The organism is Pseudonocardia sp. ZF1 (assembly GCF_056835605.1).
Genome location: NZ_JAJNBY010000001.1, coordinates 1,217,928 through 1,231,808 on the forward strand (window position 1 = coordinate 1,217,928; position 13,881 = coordinate 1,231,808).

Here is a 13,881-nt window from a genome sequence, read left to right on the forward strand (position 1 = left end):
ACCTCCCGACGTCGTGGACGCCCGCTGCAGCGCATATACCCCCCCAGGGTATTCCCGGTCGACGGGCCGCGCGGGGTACCGTCGTGGTCGTCCCGCGGGGACACCACGGGAGGTGGTCGGCGTGGTCCGGGTCGAGGGGCACTGGCGCAACCGCAGCTGGGTCGCCGCGCACTACCGGCACCCGATGCGGCCCGGTGCCGACCAGACGGTGCTCGTCCTGCCGCACGCCCGGACGGTGTGCATCGACCTGTCCGCGCACGGTGGACCGTTCCCCGCCGAGCCGGTGGACGGGCGCCCCGCACCGGCGCTGCCCGCACCCCGGCCGCCCGCCGAGCGCTGAGGCGGCAGGATGGTGCCGTGCCGAAGCTGATCGAGAACGCCAGCCGGGTCACCGCCGCCGGGACCCCGCCGAAGACCATCGACGAGTACGTCGGGCGGGTGAACTCCGGCGACGGCCGGGTCTCGGTCGCCCACATGCGCAGCCCGTCGGGCTGGGCCGAGCCCGGCCAGACCCCGGAGTTCGACGAGTACACCCTGGTCCTGCGCGGCGCACTGCGGGTCGAGTTCGACGGCGGGGAGCTCGACGTCGCCGCCGGGCAGGCCGTGCACACCGCGCCGGGGGAGTGGGTGCGCTACAGCTCACCCGGCCCCGACGGGGCGGAGTACGTGGCCGTCTGCCTGCCCGCCTTCGAGATCGGTGCCGCGCACCGCGACGACGAGCCCGGGAGCTGATCCGGCCCCGTGGCGCCGCGCCTCGGGAGCGGTCGGGGACCCCGATCCGGTACACCTGGGGCGTGACGATCCGGACGGTTGCCCTCGCCGCCCTCACCGCGCTCCTGCTGGCCGGATGCGGCACCGGCGGTGCCTCGGTCGGCGGTGCGCAGACCGCCGGCCCGCGCGCGGCCACGGCCGCCGACCTCACCGGCGTCCGCTGGTTGCCCGCCGACGGCACCGCGCAGGGCCGGGCGTTCGCCGAGTTCGCCGCGGACGGCACCTGGACCGGCTCGGACGGCTGCAACGGCCAGAGCGGCGACTGGAGCCTCGGCGACGGCGGCACCCTGCGGGCGTCGGCGGGCCTCAGCACGATGATCGGCTGCGAGAACGTGCCCGTCGCGCGCTGGGTCTCCGAGGCCGTCCGCGTCGAGACCGAGGGCGACGCCCTGCTCCTGCACCCCGCGTCGGGCGAGCCCGTGCGCCTGGTGCGCGCACCCCGCTGACACCGAGGCGCACGTTCCCGCCCCGCGGAGGGCGCGAACGTGCTCCTCGACGCGGGTGCCGGTCGTCGAGCGTCGAGCGTCGCGGAACCGTGCCGCCGACCACGGGAGTGCAGCGCCCGGTCCGGGGCGGATCAGCGCGGCAGCGGCAGCCAGTCCAGGACGTCGCGGATCCGGGCGTCCCAGTAGCCCCACTCGTGCTCGCCGGGGCCGAACGCGGTGCTCACGGACACCCCGGCGGCCCGGGCCAGCTCGGCGAAGCGCACCGACTGCGGGTGCAGCGGGTCCTCGGTCCCCGCGCACACGTACAGCGCGGGCGCCGCGGCCGGGTCGAGCCGGGCGAGCAGGGTGGACAGGTCCGCCTCGGTGCCGGCCACCGGGGCGCCGTCGAGGATCCGCTCCCAGATCCGGGGGTCCTCCTCGCGGGGCGGGCCCGCGGCCAGCGCGGCGAGGTCGAGCGCCCCGGACAGCGACGCCGCGGCCGCGAACCGGCCGGGCTCGGCCAGCGCCCAGGACAGCGCGCCGTAGCCGCCCATCGACAGCCCCGCCACGAACGTCTCCGCCGGGTCGGCCGACACCCGGAAGAACCGTGCCACCAGCGCCGGGAGCTCCTCGGTCACCCAGGTGCGGTAGCGGCCGCCGTAGGCCTGGTCGGTGTAGAAGCTGCGGTGCACCTGCGGCATGACGACGGCGAGACCCAGCTCGTCGGCGTACCGCTCGACGGCGGTGTAGCGGGTCCAGGCGGTGTCGTCGTCGGACAGGCCGTGCAGCAGGTAGAGCACCGGTGGCGGGGCGTCGAGGTCGCGCACCCCGGCGCCGATGCGGGTCCGCGACGGCTGGGGCAGCAGCACCGTGACCGAGGTGGCCAGTCCGAGGGAGTCGGCGACGACGTCGCAGCGCAGCCGGGCCATTCCGGTGATCCTCGTCGGCGCGCGACCGGCCGGTCAAGGCACACTCTGGTCGTGCACGTCCTCATGTCGACCACCGCCGCGCACGGCCACGTCCACCCGAACCTGCCGGTGATGGCCGAGCTGGTCGCCCGCGGCCACCGTGTCACCTACCCGGTCCCGGAGCGGTTCGCCGAGGCCGTCGCCGCGACGGGGGCGACGCCGCTGCGGATCCGCACCGATCTGCCCGACCCGGCGAAGGGCGAGCAGTGGCCCGACGGCGGGATCGAGGCCATGCGGCTGTTCTCCGCCGAGGCCCGCTCCGCCTACGACCAGATCGCCGACGCGCTGCAGTACGAGCACCCCGACGTCGTCTGCTACGACGGCAGCGGCTGGGCCGGGCACGCGTTCTCCCGGGTCCGGGGCATCCCGCGGGTGGAGCTGTCCCCGCACATGGTGGCCTGGGACGGCTTCGAGACCGACATGGCCGAGGCCTTCGCGTTCCTGGAGACCCCCGAGGGGCTCGCCTGGCGCGGCGAGCTGGACGCCTGGCTGGACGAGGTCGGCGCCGGTGTCGGGAGCCGGGAGTTCCTCGGCCGCCCGGACCGCTCGGTGGCGCTGATCCCCGAGGCGATGCAGCCCGAGCTCGACCGGGTCGACCGCGACCGCTACACCTTCGTCGGCCCGGTCATCGGCGACCGCTCGCACCAGGGGCTGTGGCCCAAGCCGAAGGCCCCGCTGCTGCTGGTGTCGCTCGGCTCGGCCTACACCGACCGGCCGCAGTTCTGGCGGGCCTGCATCGACGCCATGACCGGCACCGGCTGGCAGACCGTGCTCGCCACCGGCCCGCACGTCGCCCCGGCCGACCTCGGCGAGGTCCCCGACGACGTCACCGTCCGGGAATGGGTGCCGCAGCTGGCGGTGCTGGCGCACGCGTCGGCGTTCGTCACCCACGCCGGGATGGGCGGCTGCACCGAGGGGCTGTGGCACGGCGTCCCGATGGTCGCGGTCCCGCAGGCGGTGGACCAGTTCGGCAACGCCGACCGGATCGCCGCGCTCGGCGTGGGCGAGCACCTGCCCGCCGACGCGGTCACCCCGGAGACGCTGCGCGAGGCGGTGCTGCGGGTGTCCTCGTCGGAGGAGGTCGCGCGCCGCTGCGCCGAGGAGAAGGCGACCGCCCGCGCGGCCGGCGGGGCCGCGGCCGCCGCGGACGTCGTCGAGGGTCTGGCGCCGTCCGCGCTGTGTGCGGCGTGCGCCCTCGTCGGTGGCTGCGGGGGACGCCGCTGAGCCCGTCCCGACCCGCGCTGGTCCGTTCGGGGCACCGTCGGGCGTGGCGATTGTGGACACAGCGTTGCTAATGGCAACGTCTGCCTCTCGGTCGGGGGGCGGGCGCGTGCGCCCGGAGAGGTGGAGCCGGTGCGCAGGACGATCATCACGCTGCTCGTCGCCGTGGGGGTGGCGCTCGGGACGGCCGGTCCGGCCCTGGCCGCGCCCGCACCGCCCGCACCGCCGCCGCCGCCGGGACAGGGCATCACGTGGGGTCCGTGCACGAGCCCGTCGCTGCAGCAGGCCACGGCCGAGTGCGGCTTCCTGACGGTCCCGCTGGACCACGCGCAGCCCGCCGGCAAGAAGATCGAGATCGCGGTGTCGCGGATCCGGCACACCGTGCCTCAGGCGCAGTACCAGGGCGTCGTGCTGGTGAACCCCGGTGGCCCGGGCGGCCCCGGGCTGGGCCTGTCCCGGCTCGGCGGCGCCGTCCCGAAGAACGCCGGCGCCGCCTACGACTGGATCGGCTTCGACCCGCGCGGGGTGGGCACCAGCCGTCCCGCCCTGACCTGCGACGCCGACTACGGCGGTTACGCCCGCCCCGACTACCGGCCGGAGAACGGCGCCGAGGAGGCGTGGCTGCCGAAGGTCAAGGCCTACGCCCAGGCGTGCGGCAAGGCCGGCGGCGACCTGCTCGCGCACCTGCGCACCGAGGACACCGTCCGCGACATGGACCTGATCCGCCGGGCCCTGGGGGCACCGCAGATCAACTACTACGGCTTCTCCTACGGCACGATGCTCGGCCAGGTCTACGCCACGATGTTCCCGGACAAGGTCCGCCGGATGGTCCTCGACGGTGTCGTCGACCCCCGTGACTGGTGGTACCGGGCCAACCTGAACCAGGACGTCGCGTTCCAGCGCAACATCGAGACCTTCTTCGACTGGGTCGCCAAGAACGACGCCACCTACCACCTCGGCACCACCGGCGACGCCGTCGAGAAGCGCTTCCACGACCTCGCCGCGGAGTTCCGGAAGGCCCCGCTGGGCGGGCGGATCGGGTCCTCGGAGTGGACCGACATCTTCCTGCGCGCCGGCTACAACGTGGGGGAGTACACCTCCGTCGCCGACGCGTTCGTCGCCGGCACGAAGAAGGACGCGGCGAAGCTCAAGGCCGCCTACGACCAGGCGGGCTCGCCCACCGACGACAACAACTACGCCGTCTACCTCGCCACCCAGTGCACCGACGCCCCGTTCCCGCACGACTGGGCCACCTGGAAGCGCGACAACACCGCCACCGACCGGAAGGCGCCGTTCGAGACCTGGGGCAACGCCTGGTACAACGCGCCGTGCCGGGACTGGCCGGTGAAGCCCGGGCCCGCACCGAAGGTCGCCGGGACGCTGCGGGCCGGCCCGCTGCTGATCTCCGAGACCTACGACGGCGCCACCCCCTACGAGGGCGCACTCCAGGCCCGGCGGACCTTCCCCGGCTCGTCGCTGGTCGAGGGCGTCGGCGGGCACACCCACTCGTCGTCGCTGTCGGGGATCGCGTGCACCGACGACACGGTCGCCGACTACCTGCTCACCGGCGCGCTGCCGAAGCGCACCGGCGGGGACCGGTCGGACCGGCAGTGCCCGCCGCTGCCGCCGCCGTCCCCGGCGGCCGCGGGCGGGTGAGCCGGGCCCAGCCGGCTCAGCTGCCGACGAGCACGAGCACCAGCGGCACCGGGACGGCGACGAGGGCCAGCAGCACCGCGTTCGTCACCCGGTACTCGCGCAGCACCGCGACGAACTCGCGCAGCACCGCGCTGGGCCAGTAGTAGCCGGCGGTCGGTGCCCCCACGGCCTGGGCGTCGACGCCGAGCCGCCGGGCCAGCAGGGCCGCCCGGAACGCGTGGTAGTTGCTGGTCACGATGACCCCGGGGCCGTCGCCGACCAGTGCCGAGCTGAACCGCAGGTTCTCCTCGGTGGTCCGCGAGTCGGTCTCCGCGGTCAGCACCGCCGGGTCGGCGCCGTGCGCCGCGGCCCAGCGGGCCATCGCCTCGCCCTCGGCGAGCCGCTCGTCGTCACCCTTGCCACCGGACAGCACCAGCCGTCCGGCCCCGCGGCGGGTCAGCTCGTCCATCCCGGTCGCGATCCGCGACGCCAGCAGCGGCGGCACCTCGCTGCCGTGCAGCCCGGAGCCGAGCACGACCACCCAGTCCGCGGGCCGGTCGCGCACCAGCCACCGGTAGAGGCGCGCATAGCCGAGGAAGGCAGCGAACTGGAACGCCAGGAACGCAGCCGCGAGCAGGCAGGCCAGCCACAGCGCGCGCAACACGAGCGAGTGCAGCGCCAGCACCGGCCAGACCGCGACGATCAGGCCGATGATCGCCAGGCCGGTGAGCAGCGACAGCGAGTTGCCGAGCGAGAAGCGCTCCCGACGCAGCATGACCGCGCCGTTGAGGACGCAGAACACCGCGAACACGACCGTGATCAGCGGCGACAGCACCACGGCGAGCACGAGCGCACCGAACACGGGGTTGCCGCCCGACCCGGCGAGCGCGAGCACCCACCCGAGGCTCACCGCCGCGGCGAGCAGCCAGTAGGCGTTGCCCAGCCGTCGGGGGTCGCGCCGGATCCGCCGCACGGTGAACACGGTGACGACGACCGCGAGCACGACGGGCAGCACGACCGCGAGGACGGTCACGAGCAGGGTGAGGGACGAGTCGGACATCGACGACGATCCTTCTCCCCGCCCCACGGACCGGCCCCGGACGGCCCGGGCGGCCACCCGGTCGTGGCGGCCGGCGGTCGGCCCGGTGCGCCGGACCGGGTCCCGGCGACGGCGCCGCCCGGCGGTCGGGGAGGATGACGGCACCGTGTCGTCCCTCTTCGCCCCCACAGTGCGCGTGCCCGGTGGCCGCTTCAAGCCGGACCCACCGGTCCCCGCGCGCGACGTCGCCCGCGCCGACCGCCGGGTCCGCCGTGCCACGGGCGTCCTCGCCGCGCTCGCGGTCCTGCTCGTGCTCGCCTGGTGGGTCGACGGCGGGGGCGCGACCGGGCTGTTGGGGGGCGGCACCGGGGCCGTCGCCGAGACCGGACGGCTCTGCGGGCTGCTGGCGTCGCTGCTGCTGCTCGGGCAGGTGCTGCTCGCCGCCCGGATCCCGCTGCTGGAGCACGCGTTCGGCCAGCGGCACCTCATCGCGCTGCACCGCGGTACCGGGATCGCCTCGTTCGCCGGGATGCTGGCGCACGTCGGCTGCGCGAGCTGGGCGCACGGCCCCACCGGCGCGGGCCGCGTCCCCGCCGGGTTCTGGCAGCTGACGTGGACCTGGCCCGGGATGGTCGCGGCCTCGCTCGGCACCGTCCTGGTGGTGCTCGTCGTCGTGACCAGCGCGCGGTGGATCCGCACCCGGCTGCGCTACGAGTGGTGGCACCTGCTGCACCTGTGGGGCTACGCCGGGGTGTTCCTCGCGCTGCCGCACCAGCTGTGGGCGGGGCGGGAGTTCACCACCTCGCCGTCGCGGACGGTGTTCTGGTGGGGGCTGTGGTCCGCCGCGGTGCTCGCCGTCGTGGTCTGGCGGGTCGCGGTCCCGGTGCTCCGGTCGCGCCGCCACCGGATCACCGTCGCCGCGGTGCTGCCCGAGGGCGACGGCAGCGTGTCGGTGCACATGATCGGCGACCGGCTGCGCGAGCTCGGTGCCTCGGCCGGGCAGTTCTTCGTCTGGCGGTTCCGGTCCGGGCGTGGCTGGCCCGCGGGCAACCCGTACTCGCTGTCGGCACCGCCGACGGCCCGCTCGCTGCGGATCACCGTCAAACAGCTCGGCGACGGCAGCGCCGCCGTCCCGAACCTGCGGCAGGGCACCCGGGTCTACATCGAGGGCCCCTACGGACGGCTCACCCCGCGCACCCGGACCAGCCCGCGGGTCGCGCTGATCGGCGCGGGCGTCGGGATGACCCCGTTGCGTGCGCTGGCGGAGAAGTTCCTCAACGAGTCCGCCGACGTCGTGGTGGTGCACCGCTTCACCCGCGAGCCGCTGTTCGCACGGGAGTTCACCCGCCTCGCCCGGGAGCGGAACCTGCACGTGGTGGCCTCGCCCGGGCGTCGCCGGGGGGCGGGGTCGTGGTGGGGCGCCGACGCGGGCCGGGCCGACGACCTCGCCGCGCTGCGCGCCCGGATCCCCGACATCGCGGTGCGTGAGGTGTACGTGTGCGGTCCCGGCCGGTGGACCGCGATGGTCCGGCGGACCGTGCTCGGCGCCGGGGTGCCGGAGCGGCGCGTGCACGTGGAGAACTTCGGCTGACGACGCGTCCGGGAGCCCGGGCGGGGCGGGCGGGTCAGGGCGCCAGACGCTGCAGCAGCGCCATGACCTCACCGAGGGTCGTCTCGACCACCCGCAGGCGCTGCACCTCCTCGCCGCCGGGCGGCACGGGCGCGCCCGCCGCACCGGGACGACGACGGGGCAGCGCGGCCGGGCCGCCGGTGTCCGACGTGCCCGGAGCGGTCGACCCCGGGGCCGGTGACCCCGTGTCCGGTGCGGCCGGGCCCGGCGACCCCGTGCCCGCGGCGGCCGGGGACGCGGGCACCGGGGTCGCGGGAGCCGGGTCGTGCCGTCGTTCCAGCTCGTCGAGGCGCTGCAGGGTCGCCTGCAGGGTGGCCTCCGCGCTGTCCGCCCGGACCGTCTCCCGGCGGCCCTGTTCCACGAGCCGGGCGACCCAGCTCGCCCAGGCGTCGACCTCGGCCCGCCGGTAGCCCCACGGGGCGGTGCCGAACACCGGGGGCGACGCGTCGTCGGCGGTGACGCGGCCGAACCGGGCGGCCACCCCCGCGCCGCCGACCCGGTCGTCGACCCGGTCGGCGGTGTCGCCGGCGTCGTCGTCGCGTTGTGTGCCCGCCGCACCCCGTCCTGTGACCACGGGGTCAGTCAACGGGCCCGATGCGGGGTCACGCGAGCGCGACGGGCGGCGAACGGTCACCCGGTCGGCGAACGGTGACCACTCTCGGTGAACGGTCCGGTGTGGACGATCAGGCGAGGTGGACGTACTCGTACTCGAAGGGCTTGCCGTTGATCCCGTTCGACGGCGGCGCGATCCAGCCCGCGATCTTCCCGGGCTCGTAGACCGGGCGCATCAGGTTCTGCACGAACGTCCGGTCGGCCTCCGACGGCAGCCAGTCGTCCTGGCGGGACGCCCACACGTCGGCGGAGATCAGGTCGCCCTTCGGGGTGAGCTCGTGGGAGGAGAACAGCCCGACCTGCCGGTTGAACCCGACGTGCGGGAGGTACACGCGGTCGTCGAACCCGTTCTTCTCCAGGATGCGGTTCCAGCGCTTCAGCCCGGACTGGCAGTCCTTCACGTACTCGTTGCGCAGGTCCAGGTTCAGTGCCAGCAGGGCCGGGACCTCGTCGGTGACGACGCCGCCGTCGCGGACCTGCTCCATCCCGTAGCCGTCCTCGGTCAGCACGTGGTCGTCGCGGCGCCGCTCCTCCTGCCAGCGGCCCTTGAGTCCGGCGGTGAAGTAGTTCGCCGCGTTCGTCGACTGCTCGGAGCCGAACAGGTCGAGGCTGACCGAGTAGTGGAAGTTGATGTACTTCTGGATCACGTCCAGCGGGATGCCGCCGTGCGGGGCGATGTCGGCGGTGTCGTGCTCGCGCATCAGCTCGCAGGTCCGCTGGATCACCCGGTCGATGCCGGTGGTGCCCACGAACATGTGGTGGGCCTCCTCCTTCAACATGAACTCGCAGGTGCGCGAGAGCGGGTCGAAGGCGGACTCCTTCAGCGTGCCGAGCTGGTACTTGCCGTCCCGGTCGGTGAAGTAGGTGAACATGAAGAACGACAGCCAGTCCGGGGTCTCCTCGTTGAACGCGCCGAGGATGCGGGGGCTGTCCAGGTCGCCGGAGTTGCGCTGCAGCAGCGCCTCGGCCTCCTCGCGGCCGTTGCGGCCGAAGTAGGCGTGCAGCAGGTACACCATCGCCCAGAGGTGGCGGCCCTCCTCGACGTTGACCTGGAAGAGGTTGCGCAGGTCGTAGAGGCTGGGGGCGGTCTCGCCGAGGCGGCGCTGCTGCTCCACCGAGGCGGGCTCGGTGTCGCCCTGGATGACGATCAGGCGCTGCAGGTCGGCGCGGTACTCGCCGGGGACCTGCTGCCAGACCGGCTCGCCGCGGTTCTCGCCGAAGGCGATCCGGCGGTCGTCGGAGCGCTCGGCGAGGAACACGCCCCAGCGGTACTCCTCCATCGCGACGTGGCCGAACTGCGCCCAGCCCTCCTTGCCGACGTCGACGGCGGTGCGCAGGTAGACGTCCTGGGTCGGGACGGCCGGGCCCATCGTCTTCCACCAGGTGAGGAAGTTGGGCTGCCAGGACTCCAGGGCACGCTGCAGCTTGCGGTCCCCGGCGAGGTCGACGTTGTTGGGGATCTTCTCGGAGTAGTCGATGCTCATGGCTCACACCCGCTTGCGGTCGAAGTCGGCCCTGCGGCCCGTCCCGTACTTGCGCAGTGCGCCCTCCGGCCCGGAGGCGTTCGGGCGCACGAAGATCCAGTTCTGCCAGGCGGTGAGCCGGCCGAAGATGCGGCTCTCCATCGTCTCCGGCCCGACGAACCGGTGGTTGGCCTCCATCCCGGTCAGCGCGTCCGGCGAGAGCGAGGCCCGCTCCTCGAGCATGATGCGGACCTCGTCGTCCCAGTCGATGTCGTCCGGGGCGTCGGTGACCAGGCCCAGCTCCAGCGCCTCGGCCGCGGTGAGGCGGCGCCCCACTTCCTTGCGGAGCGTGGCGACGTGGTCGTCGTCGCCGTGGAAGCGGCTCGCGACCCGGGACGGTCCGTTGGGCATCGGGAAGGTGCCGAAGTTCGACGCCGTGAGCATGATCTGGGCCTCGTCGCCCTGCTCGTCGCCCTCGATCGTGCCGTCGAGCATGTACTGGCGGTCGCAGGCCAGGGCCAGCTCCAGCAGCGCACCGGCGAAGCAGGAGCCCGGCTCGACCAGCGCGATCAGGCTGCGGCTGGTGACGTCCAGACGCTTGAGCGTGCGCTTGAAGTAGTGCCGGATCTCGTTGACCAGCCAGTCGTCGCCGGAGTGCTGCTCGATGACGCGCTCGAAGGCCAGTGCGTCCTCGACGTCGCCCCGGGTGCGGATCACCCAGGTGCCCAGCTCGGGTTCGTTGCTGCGCAGCCGCAGGACCAGGTCGTCGAGCTGGCGGGTCATGGCCAGCGGCCAGAAGTCCGCGCCGAGGGCGTGCACGCGCTCGATGCTCTCCGGGACACCGCCCCCGGGCCCGTCGACGGTGATCTCCACCAGGCCCCGGTCACGGTCGAACTCGGCGCGCACGTGCGGGTAGGTGATGCCGTCGGCGGTCTCGGTGCGCTCCAGCGGGGGCAGCTCGATCCCGTCGTCCGCGGGCAGCCGCGTCGACGCCGCCGCGGCCTCGACGGCCCGCTCGGCCACCGTCTCGTCCCAGCGGCGCTTGGGGATCACCTCGTCGACGAGCTTCCACTCGACGGCCTGCTTCCCGCCGAGGCCCTCGGACCTCGTGGCGAAGACGTCGGCGCGGTCCTTGCGGACGCGGCGCTTGTCGGTGACGCGGGTGAGGCCGCCGGTGCCGGGCAGTACGCCGAGCAGCGGGACCTCGGGCAGCGCGACGGTGGAGGAGTTGTCATCGATCAGCAGGATCCGCTCGCAGGCCAGCGCCATCTCGTAGCCGCCGCCGGCGGCCGTGCCGTTGACGGCGGCGATCCAGGTCTGGCCGGAGTACGCGGTCGCGTCCTCGATGCCGTTGCGGGTCTCGTTGGTGAACTTGCAGAAGTTCACCTTCCACGGGTGCGAGGACCCGGCGAGCATCCGGATGTTCGCGCCCGCGCAGAAATTGCGGTCCTTGGCGCTGGTCAGCACGACGGCCCTGACCCGGGGATGGGTGAACCGCAGCCGCTGGGTGATGTCGTAGAGCTCGATGTCGACGCCGAGGTCGTAGGAGTTCATCTTCAGCTCGTAGCCGGGGACGAGGCCGCCCGCCTCGTCGACGTCGAGCTTCACGTACGCGACCGTGGGGTCGTCCGGGTCGAGCGCGAGCTGCCAGTGCCGGTAGCCCGACGGGTCGCGGTCGAAGTCCACCCGCGGGACGTCTCCGTCGTCCGGGTCGACGGACGGGTCTGCACTGCTCATGGACTCCGCTCCTCCACGCGTCGTTGCGGCCATCAAAGACTACAACCAGATGACGTGGCGACGGAAGAGTGTGGAGTATCGGGGTTGCGGCCCCGGCCGGTTCAGCCCTGGTTCTGCACCAGCGCGGCCGGGACCTGCTTGCGCAGCTCGCCGACGTCGTTGCGGGCGAAGCCGCGCGCGGTGAGCCAGGCGGTCACCGGCTCGGGGTCGGGGTGGCCGTGCGGCACGACGTTGTACAGGTAGTTCAGCCGCCGCCGGCCCGCCTCGGCCTCCAGCCGCTCCAGCACGAACGAGCCGACGCCGGAGTGCCGGGCCGCGGGGGCGACGAGGACCAGGATCTCGGCGTCACCCCAGCTGCCGTCGAGCCGGCCGTAGGCGACGGTCGTGCCGTCGGCGTCCTCGACACGCCACCACTCGTCGCCGAGCGGGTCGCCGTCGCCGGGACGGCCGAGGCCGAACAGCGCGGGGTCGAGACCGTCGAGCACCCGGCCCTTCCGGTCGTCCCAGGTCGCGGGGGTCTCCGGGATCCAGTCCCACGTGTCCACGCCGGCCTCCTCGCCCTCGGTGTGTCCGCCGAGTGAACCCCGGCGGAGCGGCCCGGGTCGAGCGAACGTCCTACATCGAGACACTCCGGACGGTTCTCAGACCACCGTCTCCGGGTCGCCGGGGTTCCCCCCGGCTCCCGGCAGCGCGGCGGCGTGCGCGCGCAGCCGGTAGCGCTGGATCTTCCCGGTGGGGGTCTTGGGCAGCTCGTCGACGGTGACCACGGCGCGCGGCCGCTTGAACGACGCCAGCCCCTCGCGGCAGAACGCGACCAGCTCGGCCTCCGACGGCGCCGCCGCCGGGTCGCGGGGCACGACGAACGCGACCGGCTTGTCCAGCCCGTCGTCGTCCGGGATCCCGACGACGACCGCCTCCGCGAGCCCCGGATGCTCCAGCAGGCGGGTCTCGACCTCGCCGGGGGAGACCCAGATGCCCCCGACCTTGAGGACGTCGTCGGCCCGGCCCAGGCAGGTCCACGACCCGTCCTCGCCGCGGACGTACTGGTCTCCGGTGCGCATCCAGCGGCCCTGGAACACCGCGCGGTTGACCTCGGTGCGGCACCAGTAGCCGGTGCACACCGAGTCGCCCGCGACGTAGAGCATGCCCTGCTCGCCGGGGCCGTCGATGACGCTGCCGTCCGGCCGTCGCAGCTCCACCTCGTAGCCGGGGACCGGGAAGCCGGAGCTCCCCGGCACGACCTCGCCCGGCCGGTTGGAGATGAAGATGTGCAGCGCCTCGGTGGAACCGATCCCGTCCAGGACCTCGAAGCCGTAGCGGTCGAGGACGCCGTGGAACATCCGCGCGGGCAGCGCCTCGCCCGCCGACGCGCCGCGGCGCACGGTGGCGAACCGCTCGCGCGGCAGGTCGGCGGCGATCATCGGGCCCCAGAAGCTGGGGACGGCGAAGAACAGCGTCGCGCCGTGCTGCTCGGCGAGGCGGGAGTAGTGCTCGGGGTTCGGCCGGGACGGTTCGAGGACCGTGCAGGCGCCGACCGAGAGCGGGAAGAACATCGAGTTGCCGATGCCGTAGGCGAAGAACAGCTTCGCGACCGACAGGCAGACGTCGTCGCGGTGGATCCCGAGGACCTGGCGGCCGTAGGTGTCGGCGACGAACCGGATGTCGTCGTGGCGGTGCATGGCGCCCTTGGGCTTACCGGTCGTGCCCGAGGTGTAGAGCCAGAGCGCCTGGGACTCCGCCCAGGTCGGGTGGGGATCGGGCAGCGGGTCGGCGCCGTCGAGCAGGGCGTCCCAGGTCAGGGAGGTGACCCCGGCGACCAGCGGGTCGGCCCCGGTCAGCACGACGCGCTCCAGGTCGGGCGCTCCCGCGACGGCCTCGGTGAGGTGCGCGGCGAACGCCTCGCCGCCGATCACGGTGGTCGCCCGCGAGTCCCGGACGAGCACGGCGAGCTCGCGTCCGGTCAGCATCGTCGAGCACGGCACGGCGACCGCGCCCGCCCACAGGGTCGCGAGGATCGCGGTGAACAGCTCGACGTCGTCGGGCATCACGAGCAGCACGCGCTGCTCGGGCCGCACGCCGGCCCGGCGCAGGGCCCCCGCGACGAGCCGGACCCGGTCGGTCAGGGCGGCGTAGGTGAGCGAGCCGCCGGGGAAACGGACGGCGGTGCGGCCGCCGTCCCCGGCCCCGACACGGGCGGCGGTGAGGTGCGCGGCGGCGTTGAACGCCTCCGGCGCCTGCTGCGCGCTGCGGGGGACGGGCACGGCGGTGTGGGCGGGATCGACGTTGTCGACGCTGACGACATCGGCCATGGTGGGTGGCTCCTGTGCCGGTTCGGGGACCTGTGATGCTACACACATCGGACGGCGCGTCAACGGTGTGT

The 13,881-nt window shown here is 74.1% G+C and carries 13 protein-coding genes; 6 read left to right on the forward strand and 7 right to left on the reverse strand.

Features of this window, described 5'->3' with window-relative positions:
- The first annotated feature begins 121 nt into the window (after window positions 1-121).
- From ZF1_RS06185 to ZF1_RS06195, 3 genes are all read left to right on the forward strand, one after another.
- Window positions 122-340 carry a hypothetical protein gene (locus ZF1_RS06185; RefSeq protein WP_145983253.1) on the forward strand — a complete coding sequence of 73 codons (219 nt, stop codon included), beginning with the start codon at window positions 122-124 and terminating at the stop codon, window positions 338-340.
- Window positions 341-357: 17 nt separating this feature from the next.
- The gene (locus ZF1_RS06190; RefSeq protein ID WP_062400727.1) at window positions 358-732 is read left to right on the forward strand and encodes a cupin domain-containing protein; all 375 of its coding nucleotides are present in this window, start codon (window positions 358-360) and stop codon (window positions 730-732) included.
- Window positions 733-794: 62 nt separating this feature from the next.
- A complete protein-coding gene (locus tag ZF1_RS06195; RefSeq protein WP_482636695.1) occupies window positions 795-1,217 on the forward strand; it encodes an META domain-containing protein in 423 nt (140 codons plus the stop codon).
- Window positions 1,218-1,348: 131 nt separating this feature from the next.
- On the opposite strand, the gene ZF1_RS06200 is transcribed toward ZF1_RS06195, so the two are convergent.
- Window positions 1,349-2,125, reverse strand: coding sequence for an alpha/beta hydrolase (locus ZF1_RS06200; RefSeq protein ID WP_073576200.1), 777 nt, complete (start codon window positions 2,123-2,125; stop codon window positions 1,349-1,351).
- Between the two features lie 51 nt (window positions 2,126-2,176).
- On the opposite strand from ZF1_RS06200, the gene ZF1_RS06205 reads away from it, so the two are divergent.
- Together ZF1_RS06205 and ZF1_RS06210 are read left to right on the forward strand one after the other, a co-directional pair.
- On the forward strand, window positions 2,177-3,388 hold the full coding sequence (locus ZF1_RS06205; protein WP_482636696.1) for a macrolide family glycosyltransferase: 1,212 nt from the start codon (window positions 2,177-2,179) through the stop codon (window positions 3,386-3,388).
- A gap of 129 nt (window positions 3,389-3,517) precedes the next feature.
- Window positions 3,518-5,041, forward strand: a complete 1,524-nt coding sequence (locus tag ZF1_RS06210; RefSeq protein ID WP_482636697.1) for an alpha/beta hydrolase — start codon at window positions 3,518-3,520, stop codon at window positions 5,039-5,041.
- Between the two features lie 16 nt (window positions 5,042-5,057).
- Here ZF1_RS06210 and ZF1_RS06215 read toward each other — a convergent pair whose 3' ends face one another.
- Entirely contained in the window at window positions 5,058-6,080 is a 1,023-nt protein-coding gene (locus ZF1_RS06215) for a YdcF family protein (protein WP_482636698.1), read from the reverse strand.
- A gap of 145 nt (window positions 6,081-6,225) precedes the next feature.
- On the opposite strand from ZF1_RS06215, the gene ZF1_RS06220 reads away from it, so the two are divergent.
- The gene (locus ZF1_RS06220; RefSeq protein WP_482636699.1) at window positions 6,226-7,650 is read left to right on the forward strand and encodes a ferredoxin reductase family protein; all 1,425 of its coding nucleotides are present in this window, start codon (window positions 6,226-6,228) and stop codon (window positions 7,648-7,650) included.
- A 34-nt stretch (window positions 7,651-7,684) separates the two neighbouring features.
- Here ZF1_RS06220 and ZF1_RS06225 read toward each other — a convergent pair whose 3' ends face one another.
- From ZF1_RS06225 to ZF1_RS06245, 5 genes are all read right to left on the reverse strand, one after another.
- Window positions 7,685-8,263 (reverse strand): hypothetical protein, encoded by a 579-nt coding sequence (locus tag ZF1_RS06225; RefSeq protein ID WP_482636700.1) that lies wholly within the window; start codon window positions 8,261-8,263, stop codon window positions 7,685-7,687.
- 109 nt (window positions 8,264-8,372) lie between these two features.
- Window positions 8,373-9,785, reverse strand: a complete 1,413-nt coding sequence (gene boxB, locus ZF1_RS06230; protein WP_062400733.1) for a benzoyl-CoA 2,3-epoxidase subunit BoxB — start codon at window positions 9,783-9,785, stop codon at window positions 8,373-8,375.
- A 3-nt stretch (window positions 9,786-9,788) separates the two neighbouring features.
- Window positions 9,789-11,501, reverse strand: a complete 1,713-nt coding sequence (gene boxC / locus ZF1_RS06235; RefSeq protein ID WP_482636701.1) for a 2,3-epoxybenzoyl-CoA dihydrolase — start codon at window positions 11,499-11,501, stop codon at window positions 9,789-9,791.
- Window positions 11,502-11,602: 101 nt separating this feature from the next.
- Window positions 11,603-12,046 (reverse strand): GNAT family N-acetyltransferase, encoded by a 444-nt coding sequence (locus tag ZF1_RS06240; protein WP_178374194.1) that lies wholly within the window; start codon window positions 12,044-12,046, stop codon window positions 11,603-11,605.
- Window positions 12,047-12,142: 96 nt separating this feature from the next.
- Complete coding sequence (locus tag ZF1_RS06245; protein ID WP_482636702.1) at window positions 12,143-13,810, reverse strand: benzoate-CoA ligase family protein; 1,668 nt, start codon at window positions 13,808-13,810, stop codon at window positions 12,143-12,145.
- Window positions 13,811-13,881 lie beyond the last annotated feature (71 nt).

Coding starts and splice junctions, on each gene's coding strand:
- ZF1_RS06200 (WP_073576200.1), bottom strand. CDS start 2,125: ATGGCCCGGCTGCGCTGCGACGTCGTCGCCGACTCCCTCGGACTGGCC.
- ZF1_RS06215 (WP_482636698.1), bottom strand. CDS start 6,080: ATGTCCGACTCGTCCCTCACCCTGCTCGTGACCGTCCTCGCGGTCGTG.
- boxB (WP_062400733.1), bottom strand. CDS start 9,785: ATGAGCATCGACTACTCCGAGAAGATCCCCAACAACGTCGACCTCGCC.
- boxC (WP_482636701.1), bottom strand. CDS start 11,501: ATGAGCAGTGCAGACCCGTCCGTCGACCCGGACGACGGAGACGTCCCG.
- ZF1_RS06245 (WP_482636702.1), bottom strand. CDS start 13,810: ATGGCCGATGTCGTCAGCGTCGACAACGTCGATCCCGCCCACACCGCC.